Genomic DNA, 7,834 nt, shown 5'->3' with positions numbered 1-7,834 from the left:
CCCCGCACAGGGGCAACACTTGCATACCGACACGAAATCAAGAAAAGGCCAACAACACCGCAAAACCAATCAACTCAACGCGGGGATCACCTCCCCAACACACGTCCCAAACCCCACCCGATACCCCGCCCCCTGACACCACCCAGCCAGCGTCAACACATCCCCATCCTCAATAAACCCACGCGTGCCGCCACCCTTCAACGCCAAAGGATTCTTCGCGTTCCAGGTAATCTCCAGCAAGCTCCCAAACGAATCCGCCGTAGGCCCGGAAATGGTCCCGGAACCCATCAAATCACCGACCCGGGTGTTACACCCGCCCACCGTATGATGCGCAAGCTGCTGCGCCATGCTCCAATACATGTGCCGGAAATTCGTCCGCGAAATCGTCGTCGCCTCGCCCGCCCCGGCAGGCCGCAACATCACTTCCAGCTCGATATCGAAAGCATGCTCCCCGCCATGCCGCAAATACTCCAGCGGCTGCGGCTCCTGCACCGGCTGCGCCACCCGGAACGGCTCCAGCGCATCGAGCGTCACGATCCACGGTGAAATCGTCGTCGCGAAACCCTTCGAATTGAATGGCCCGAGCGGCACATATTCCCACTGCTGAATGTCGCGCGCGCTCCAGTCGTTGAGCAGCACCATGCCGAAAATATGCGCCTCGGCGCTCTCACACGCGATCGGCTCGCCCAGCGCGTTGCCGCGCCCGATCACGAATCCCGTCTCCAGTTCGATATCGAGCTTGCGGCACGCGCCGAACACCGGCCGATCCTGATCCGGCGACTTCAACTGCCCGTTCGGACGACGCACCGGCGTGCCGCTCACCACCACCGACGACGCGCGCCCGTTATACCCGATCGGCATCTCCGACCAGTTCGGCAGCAACGCATTCTTCGGATCCCGAAACATCGATCCCACATTCGTCGCGTGCTCCTTCGACGAATAAAAATCGGTATAGCCCGGAATCGACACTGGCAAATGCAGCTTCGCATCCGCGAGCTTCACGAGCGCACGCGATCGCAACGCCGCGTCGTCGCGCAAGGCGGCGGTTTCGCGCGAAAGCAGCGAGGAAAGCTGCACGCGCACGCTGCGCCACACATCGCGGCCCAGTTCGATGAAGTCGTTGAGCGCGCCGCGCGCGAACACATTCGCTTGCGCCGAGGCCGGAGAACCCGGCGTTCCCGGCGTTCCCGGCAAGCGCAGCACGCCCGCGTCATACAGCGCCGCGAGGTCGATCACCGAGTCGCCGATCGCCACGCCCGCGCGCGGCGTCACGTTCTGCGCGGTGCTGAACACGCCGAACGGCAGGTTCTGGATCGGGAAATCGCACGCGGCGTCGTTGGCGGATTCGACCCAGCTCTTGCGGCGCGGATCGAGCGTCGCGCGCAGGTCGTCGGGAAGGGGTTGGCTGCTCATTGCTGCTCCGGGTTGAAATGTTTCGCGAGGCCTTGCCAGCACTCGTAGTAATGCGCCTGCAGCTGCGCCGTTTCGAGCGCGAAGCGCGTCGGCCGGATCAGCGTGCGGGTCTCGAACATGAACGCCATCGTGTCGCCGACCTTGTGCGGTTTCGTCGTATCGGCGTTCGAGGCTTTTTCGAAGGTCTCGGCGTCGGGGCCGTGGCCCGACATGCAGTTGTGCAGGCTCGATCCGCCCGGCACGAAGCCCTCGGCCTTCGCGTCGTACGCGCCGTGCACGAGCCCCATGAACTCGCTCGCGACGTTGCGGTGATACCAGGGCGGACGGAAGGTGTTCTCGGCCGCGAGCCAGCGCGGCGGGAAGATCACGAAGTCGATCGCATCGACGCCCGGCGTGTCGGTCGGCGCGTGCAGCACGAGGAAGATCGACGGATCGGGATGGTCGTAGCTGATCGAGCCGATCGTATTGAAGTGGCGCAGATCGTATTTGTACGGCGCGTAGTTGCCGTGCCAGGCCACCACGTCGAGCGGCGAATGGCCGATGTCGGCGCGCCAGAGCTGGCCGTTGAGCTTGGTGACGAGTTCGAACCGCCCTTCGCGGTCTTCGTAGGCCGCGTGCGGCGTGAGGAAATCGCGCGGATTCGCGAGGCCGTTCGAGCCGATCACGCCCAGATCCGGCAGACGCAGCAGCGCGCCGAAGTTTTCGCAGATATAGCCGCGCGCCGTGCCGTCCGGCAGATCGACCGTGAAGCGCACGCCGCGCGGAATCACGGCGATTTCGAACGGCTCGATGTCGAGCTTGCCCATTTCCGTGCGGATCGACAGGCGGCCTTCCTGCGGCACGATCAGCAGTTCGCCATCGGTATTGAAGAAGAAGCGGTCCGTCATCGCGCGGTTGGCCGCGTAGAGATGGATCGCGCAGCCACTCATCGACGCCGCCGAGCCATTGCCCGCCATCGTCACCCAGCCGTCGATGAAGTCGGTCGGCTCAGCCGGCATCGGCAGCGGGTCCCAGCGCAGCTGGTTGGGCGGCGTGGGCGGCACGTCGTTGAAATCGGCGACGAGGCGCGCGGCACCGCCGATGCTGTCATTCGTGCTCGCGCGCGCCGCCAGCGGCGTGAACGGCTGATGCACCGCGCCCGGTCGGATCCGATAGAACCACGTGCGGCGGTTGTGCGAGCGCGGCGCTGTGAAGGCCGTGCCCGAGAGCTGCTCGGCGTACAGGCCGTAGGCGCAGCGCTGCGGCGAGTTCTGCCCGTCGGGCAGCGCGCCGGGCAGCGCCTCGGTCGCGAACTCGTTGGCGAAACCGCTCATGTAGCCGTCGGTCGCGGCGCGGCTGGGCGCGGCGTGGCGCAAGGGTGCGTTCATCACTGTCTCCATGTTCTGCGTGCGGGTGCGTCTTCAGCATAGACGCGCGCCGGCACGCCGGCTTTCGGTTGATCGGGCTTGGCGCGTCGGCTTTCTCCGACAGAACCCGTCGCGCGATTTACGAATAGTAAAACGGATTATGATTAGTGAAATTCAACGTAAACCCTGAGAACGGGCTGAAAGCGCCGCAAAGCCTCTGCCGCGTGGATATCGTTATCACCAATCCATGCATGCCGCGGGCCGCCAGACTGCTAACATCGAGTCATGCGGCCCCGAGGCCGCCTGCGTAAACATTTCATTTCGAGACGCCCTCTCTTTTCGTCGCCATGCTTGCTCCCACCATTCCCGCGCTTGTCGCCCGCGCCGCCGACCACCCTTTTCTCGGCGAGCATCTGGCGATGGGGACCGGCGCGCACAGCGCCGTCGCCGTCGCCCACCGGCGCGGCGTGGAGCTGCTGAGCGCGTACGAACCGATCTACGACATCAGCGTGCACGGTGGCGCGCAATGTCTCACGGCGGATCTGGCGCAGGCCTCGCGTTTCGGCGACGAGCTCGGTTATCAGGCCGTGACGCTGCGCGAGGTCGACGGCAAGGTCGGGCCCTACGATCCGTTTTCCGATTCGCTCGACGATCCCGAACTGGTCGCGCTCGACCGCTGCGTGCGCGCGCTGCACACGATCAACTTTCTCGGCTCGCAACAGCATGGGCTGCTGTTTCTGCGCGTGCACGAGCGCCTGCTCAAGAGCGTGAAATACGATCACGGACGCCATTTCTCGAACGTGCTGGTGTCGTTCGGGCTGAATCCGGGACGCGTGGTGATCGAGTTGCCGGCGGCGGCGGTCGCGCACCGCACGTTCGTCGGCTATCTGACGCAGAGTTATCAGCGCTATGGCTTCAAGGTGGCCGGGAATCTGCCGAATGCGGGCCAGATTCTTTCGGTGTCCGACATGGCGCGGCTCGATTTCGTGAAGATGGATGCGAGTTCGGCCTTGCGCGATTCGATGGTCAAGCCGCTCGTGAGCTACGCGGCACGCCTGCGCATTCCGCTGATCTTCAACCGCGTGGTCGATGCCGCGCAGTTCGAGCAGTTGCAGCAGTACGACGTGCGCTTCGTGCAAGGGCCCGTGTTCACCGCGCAGGACAGCGCCGCCTGATACGTTGCGCCATGAAAAACGCCGCGCTTTCTTGCGAAGGCGCGGCGTTTTTTATGCGTCGTTGTGCGTGTCGGAAATGCAGCCTAGAGGCTGATCGGCTCCTGCTCCAGTTCCACGCCGAAACGCGCGAGCACGTCGTGGCGGATCGCCTGGGCCAATTCGAGAATGTCCGCGCCGGTCGCGCCGCCACGGTTCACGAGCACCAGCGCCTGGCGCTCGTGCACGGCCGCCTCGCGCAGCGCGCGCCCTTTCCAGCCGCATTGGTCGATCAGCCAGCCCGCCGCGAGCTTCACGCGCCCATCGGCTTGCGCATAGGACACGACGCCCGGCTCGCGCATGACGAGCGCGTCGAACTGCTCGCCCTCGATCACGGGATTCTTGAAGAAGCTGCCCGCGTTGCCGAGCACGAGCGGATCGGGCAGCTTGGCGCGGCGCACCGCCACCACGGCGTCGAACACGTCCTGCGCGCACTGCGCTTCGCTCAGGCCGCGCTGCGCGATCTCGCGCGCGAGATCGGCGTAACCGGCGTTCGGCCGCCACGCTTTCGGCAAGCGGAAGGTCACGGCCGTGATCACGAAGCGGTCGCGGCCTTCGCGCTTGAAGAAGCTGTCGCGATAGCCGAACTCGCACGCGGCGGCGTCGAATTCGTACGGCGTGCCGGTTTCCATTTCGATCGCGCGCACCATCGCGCAGCGATCGCCCATTTCGAGCCCGTAGGCGCCGATGTTCTGGATCGGCGCGGCGCCTACCGTGCCGGGAATCAGCGCGAGATTTTCGAGTCCGGGCATGCCCGCTGCGAGCGTCCACGCGACGAAATCGTGCCAGTTCTCGCCGGCGGCGGCTTCGACGTACCAGGCTTCGTCGTCCTCATGGACGACGCGCTTGCCCGCCAGCCCGACCAGCAGCACGAGGCCATCGAAGTCGCGCGTGAGCACAATATTGCTGCCGCCGCCCAGCACGAGCGTGCGCAAGCCCTCGGCGCGCGAATCGCGCACGGCGGCGATGAAATCGGCCTCGCTTTCGACGCGGCACGCGTAACGCGCGCGCACGTCGAAACCGAACGTGTTGTGCGCGCGCAGCGGATAAGCGGCGGCGAACCACACGCTGTTGCGCGGGGACGGATCAGCAGGCAAGGCGGAAGCGGACATCGCGGAAGAACGGAGACGGAAAGACGGACGGAGGACGCGGGCCAGGTCACAGCGCGGACAGGAACACGGGCCAAACCACGGGCCGCCGCGCAACCTTGGGCAAACACGATGACGCCGGTAAAATGGCGTCGGTCCGTGATTATAGCGAGTGCGCGCGACGCCGCCGGAAAACGCCGGTGCGGCCCGCCCGCGCAGCGCCACTCGCACTTTTGGGAGAAAGCAATGCCATCGTTTGACGTCGTCAGCGAAGCCAACATGATCGAAGTGAAGAACGCGATCGAGCAATCCAACAAGGAGATCTCCACGCGCTTCGACTTCAAGGGCTCGGATTCGCGCGTCGAGCAGAAGGAACGCGAACTGACCGCGTACGCCGACGACGATTTCAAGCTCGGCCAGGTCAAGGACGTGCTGCTGTCGAAAATGGCCAAGCGCAATGTGGACGTGCGTTTTCTCGACTACGGCAAGATCGAGAAAATCGGCGGCGACAAGGTCAAGCAGGTCATCACCGTGAAGAAGGGTGTCTCGGGCGACCTGGCGAAGAAGATCGTGCGCCTCGTGAAGGACAGCAAGATCAAGGTGCAGGCGAGCATTCAGGGCGACGCCGTGCGCGTGAACGGCACCAAGCGCGACGACCTGCAAAGCGTGATCGCCATGCTGCGCAAGGACGTGACCGACACGCCGCTCGACTTCAACAACTTCCGCGACTGATCCTGACCGACTGAATCCCTCGCGATCTTTCGTTCGGCGGGCGCGGCGCGGGCTTATTGCTCACGCCGCGCCCGTTTGCTATTTCTCCGCGCACTGCGCTTTTTCAGCCTGCATCAGCCGCTCAATCGGGCTTGAACAGCAGCGGCATCATCACCTCGCCCGTTTCCAGCAGCGTCTTGAGGTTCGAGAGGATCAGCGGCCAGCCGCCCGATACCGCCTCGATGAACTTCGAACCCGGCCGCGCCATGCGATGCGTGACCGTGAGCTTCGCCACGTCGTCCTGCGCGACGATTTCCATCGTGCACAGCGAGTCGCCTTCCGCGTTCAGATCGGGGCGAAACAGGTTGCGCCAGCGGATCACCAGACGATACGGCGGCTCGGACTCGACGATCTCGCCCGAGTCGGCGATGCGCCCGTCGGCGAAACGCAGCTGCCACGGCGAACCCGGCTGCCAGTCGCTTTCGGCGCGCACGCCGTGCCAGTAGCGCTGGGTGAATTCCGGGCTCGTGAGCGCCGTCCAGAGCGCCTGCGGCGTGGTGCGGATATAGGTGACGTAGACGAACACCGACTCCTGCGCGGCGTTCGTGCCGGGCTGCGCCGCGGCGCGGTCCTCATGGCTCATGACTGCCTCCTGACTTCGATTCCTGCGCGCTGTGCGGCGCGCGTTCCTCCAGCGAACGTTTGAGCTCGACGAGCGCGTCTACCCGCGTGCGCTCGAACTTGCCGATCCAGCGCGCGGCCATGTCGCCGATCGGCACCGGATTGATGAAATGGCGCTTCTCGCGCCCTTCGCGCCGGGCGACGACGAGATTCGCCGCCTCGAGCACGCCGAGATGCTTGGTGACCGCCTGGCGCGACATCGCCAGCCCCTCGCATAGCTGCGTGAGCGTCTGGCCGTTCTTCTCGTGCAGCCGGTCCAGCAACTGCCGGCGGCTCGCATCTGCGAGCGCGCGAAATACGGCGTCGTCGTTCATGGGTTTTAGTATGCAACCTCACGGTTGCATGTCAAGGCGAAAACGGCGCGAGCCGAAGTGGGACACGCACGACGTTCATCGTGCCCATCACGCTCATGCGCGCTTGCGCGCGGCCTTGCGGGCCACCGTGGCCACCGTGGCCGCCTTGGCCGCCTTGGCCGCCTTGGCCGCCTTGGCCGCCTTGGCCGCCTTGGCCGCCTTGCCCGCCGCCGCGCGGCCGGCCGGCTCGCTCGCGAACGCTTCTGTGCCCGCGACCACGGGAAGCTTGCGCGGCCTGCCGCCCTTGCGCCCGTTCTCGCGCGCAGCGGCGGCCTTGGCGGGCGAGGTGACCGAGCCCATCTGGCGCGCCAGATCGCGCATCCAGAGCTTCGTGCCGTAGACGCCGCTCAGCAGTCCCGGCGCCCACACCGACTCGTCCAGACGCGGAAAGTAGATCGACTGCCCGCCGCTCCAGATCTCGACTTCGGCAAGCTGGGCCGGCGTGGGCGCAGGTTCGAGCATCCGCAGGTCCTGAATGAGCGCGATGGGCACGGCGAGATCTACGCCGTTCGCGAACGACACTTCGAGCTTGTGATGCGCGCGGCTGTACCGCGCGGCGACCGCGACCGGACTCTCCTGTGCCGCCCGCGTTGCGGCGTCGAACTGCTCGCGGCCGATGGCCCCGTTACCCACGGGCTCCCGCTTGCTACGCTCCCTGCTGCTGGCCATGTTTGCGTTCTCCACGTTTCGATGCGTTGCCATTCCCGGCACAGGCGCGCGACTTCGGGTTCGATCGCTTGCGCGAGGCGCGCCACTTCACGCTCGCCGAGCGCGAAGCGCTCACGCAGCGCCAGCGGTCCGAGCGGGCAATTGAGGTTGAACACACACGAGCCTTGCGGACTCTCGACATGAACATGCGCGGGCCGATGATCGTTCGAAAAGATCACGACGCGGGCGCCGGATACGCGAAGCAGTGTGGGCATGGCTCGACATTAACCTAACGTTGGGTTTCTGGGGCGCCGCGCCGCCGGTATTCCGTGCGTTCTCTTGCACTGGATCAACGCTGAGCAGCAGCGCGGTCGACAACACAG

General features: G+C 65.5%; 8 protein-coding genes and 1 pseudogene. 2 read left to right on the top strand and 7 right to left on the bottom strand.

The genetic code is table 11. The features are described 5' to 3' along the window. Positions 1 to 69: 69 nt before the first annotated feature. Both fahA and hmgA read right to left on the bottom strand, forming a co-directional pair. Entirely contained in the window at positions 70 to 1,413 is a 1,344-nt protein-coding gene (gene fahA, locus LDO54_RS01575) for a fumarylacetoacetase (protein ID WP_224005145.1), read from the bottom strand. Then, the gene (gene hmgA, locus LDO54_RS01570) at positions 1,410 to 2,780 is read right to left on the bottom strand and encodes a homogentisate 1,2-dioxygenase (RefSeq protein ID WP_224005142.1); all 1,371 of its coding nucleotides are present in this window, start codon (positions 2,778 to 2,780) and stop codon (positions 1,410 to 1,412) included. Before hmgA ends, fahA begins: the two co-directional genes overlap by 4 nt. A 326-nt stretch (positions 2,781 to 3,106) precedes the next feature. Here hmgA and LDO54_RS01565 point away from each other — a divergent pair, with 326 nt between their 5' ends. Further along, positions 3,107 to 3,934, top strand: coding sequence for an EAL domain-containing protein (locus tag LDO54_RS01565; protein WP_224005139.1), 828 nt, complete (start codon positions 3,107 to 3,109; stop codon positions 3,932 to 3,934). An 83-nt stretch (positions 3,935 to 4,017) separates the two neighbouring features. On the opposite strand, the gene murB is transcribed toward LDO54_RS01565, so the two are convergent. Continuing rightward, positions 4,018 to 5,082: a UDP-N-acetylmuramate dehydrogenase gene (gene murB, locus LDO54_RS01560; protein WP_224005136.1), complete on the bottom strand. Its 1,065-nt coding sequence runs from the start codon at positions 5,080 to 5,082 to the stop codon at positions 4,018 to 4,020. Positions 5,083 to 5,304: 222 nt separating this feature from the next. Here murB and LDO54_RS01555 point away from each other — a divergent pair, with 222 nt between their 5' ends. Beyond that, positions 5,305 to 5,790 carry a YajQ family cyclic di-GMP-binding protein gene (locus LDO54_RS01555; RefSeq protein ID WP_224005133.1) on the top strand — a complete coding sequence of 162 codons (486 nt, stop codon included), beginning with the start codon at positions 5,305 to 5,307 and terminating at the stop codon, positions 5,788 to 5,790. A gap of 121 nt (positions 5,791 to 5,911) precedes the next feature. Here LDO54_RS01555 and LDO54_RS01550 read toward each other — a convergent pair whose 3' ends face one another. The 4 genes and pseudogenes from LDO54_RS01550 to LDO54_RS38985 all read right to left on the bottom strand — a co-directional run. After that, a complete protein-coding gene (locus tag LDO54_RS01550) occupies positions 5,912 to 6,412 on the bottom strand; it encodes an SRPBCC family protein (protein WP_224005130.1) in 501 nt (166 codons plus the stop codon). Continuing rightward, the gene (locus tag LDO54_RS01545) at positions 6,402 to 6,764 is read right to left on the bottom strand and encodes an ArsR/SmtB family transcription factor (RefSeq protein ID WP_224005127.1); all 363 of its coding nucleotides are present in this window, start codon (positions 6,762 to 6,764) and stop codon (positions 6,402 to 6,404) included. Before LDO54_RS01545 ends, LDO54_RS01550 begins: the two co-directional genes overlap by 11 nt. A gap of 93 nt (positions 6,765 to 6,857) precedes the next feature. Beyond that, on the bottom strand, positions 6,858 to 7,472 hold the full coding sequence (locus tag LDO54_RS01540; RefSeq protein WP_224005124.1) for a DUF2442 domain-containing protein: 615 nt from the start codon (positions 7,470 to 7,472) through the stop codon (positions 6,858 to 6,860). An 86-nt stretch (positions 7,473 to 7,558) separates the two neighbouring features. Next, a pseudogene (locus tag LDO54_RS38985) lies at positions 7,559 to 7,726 on the bottom strand (DUF4160 domain-containing protein); the annotation flags it as partial. Positions 7,727 to 7,834: the final 108 nt, after the last annotated feature.

It is taken from the genome of Paraburkholderia tropica (assembly GCF_914484835.1).
Taxonomy (GTDB): Bacteria; Pseudomonadota; Gammaproteobacteria; order Burkholderiales; family Burkholderiaceae; genus Paraburkholderia; species Paraburkholderia tropica_A.
This window is presented reverse-complemented; position numbering and strand designations above follow the sequence as displayed.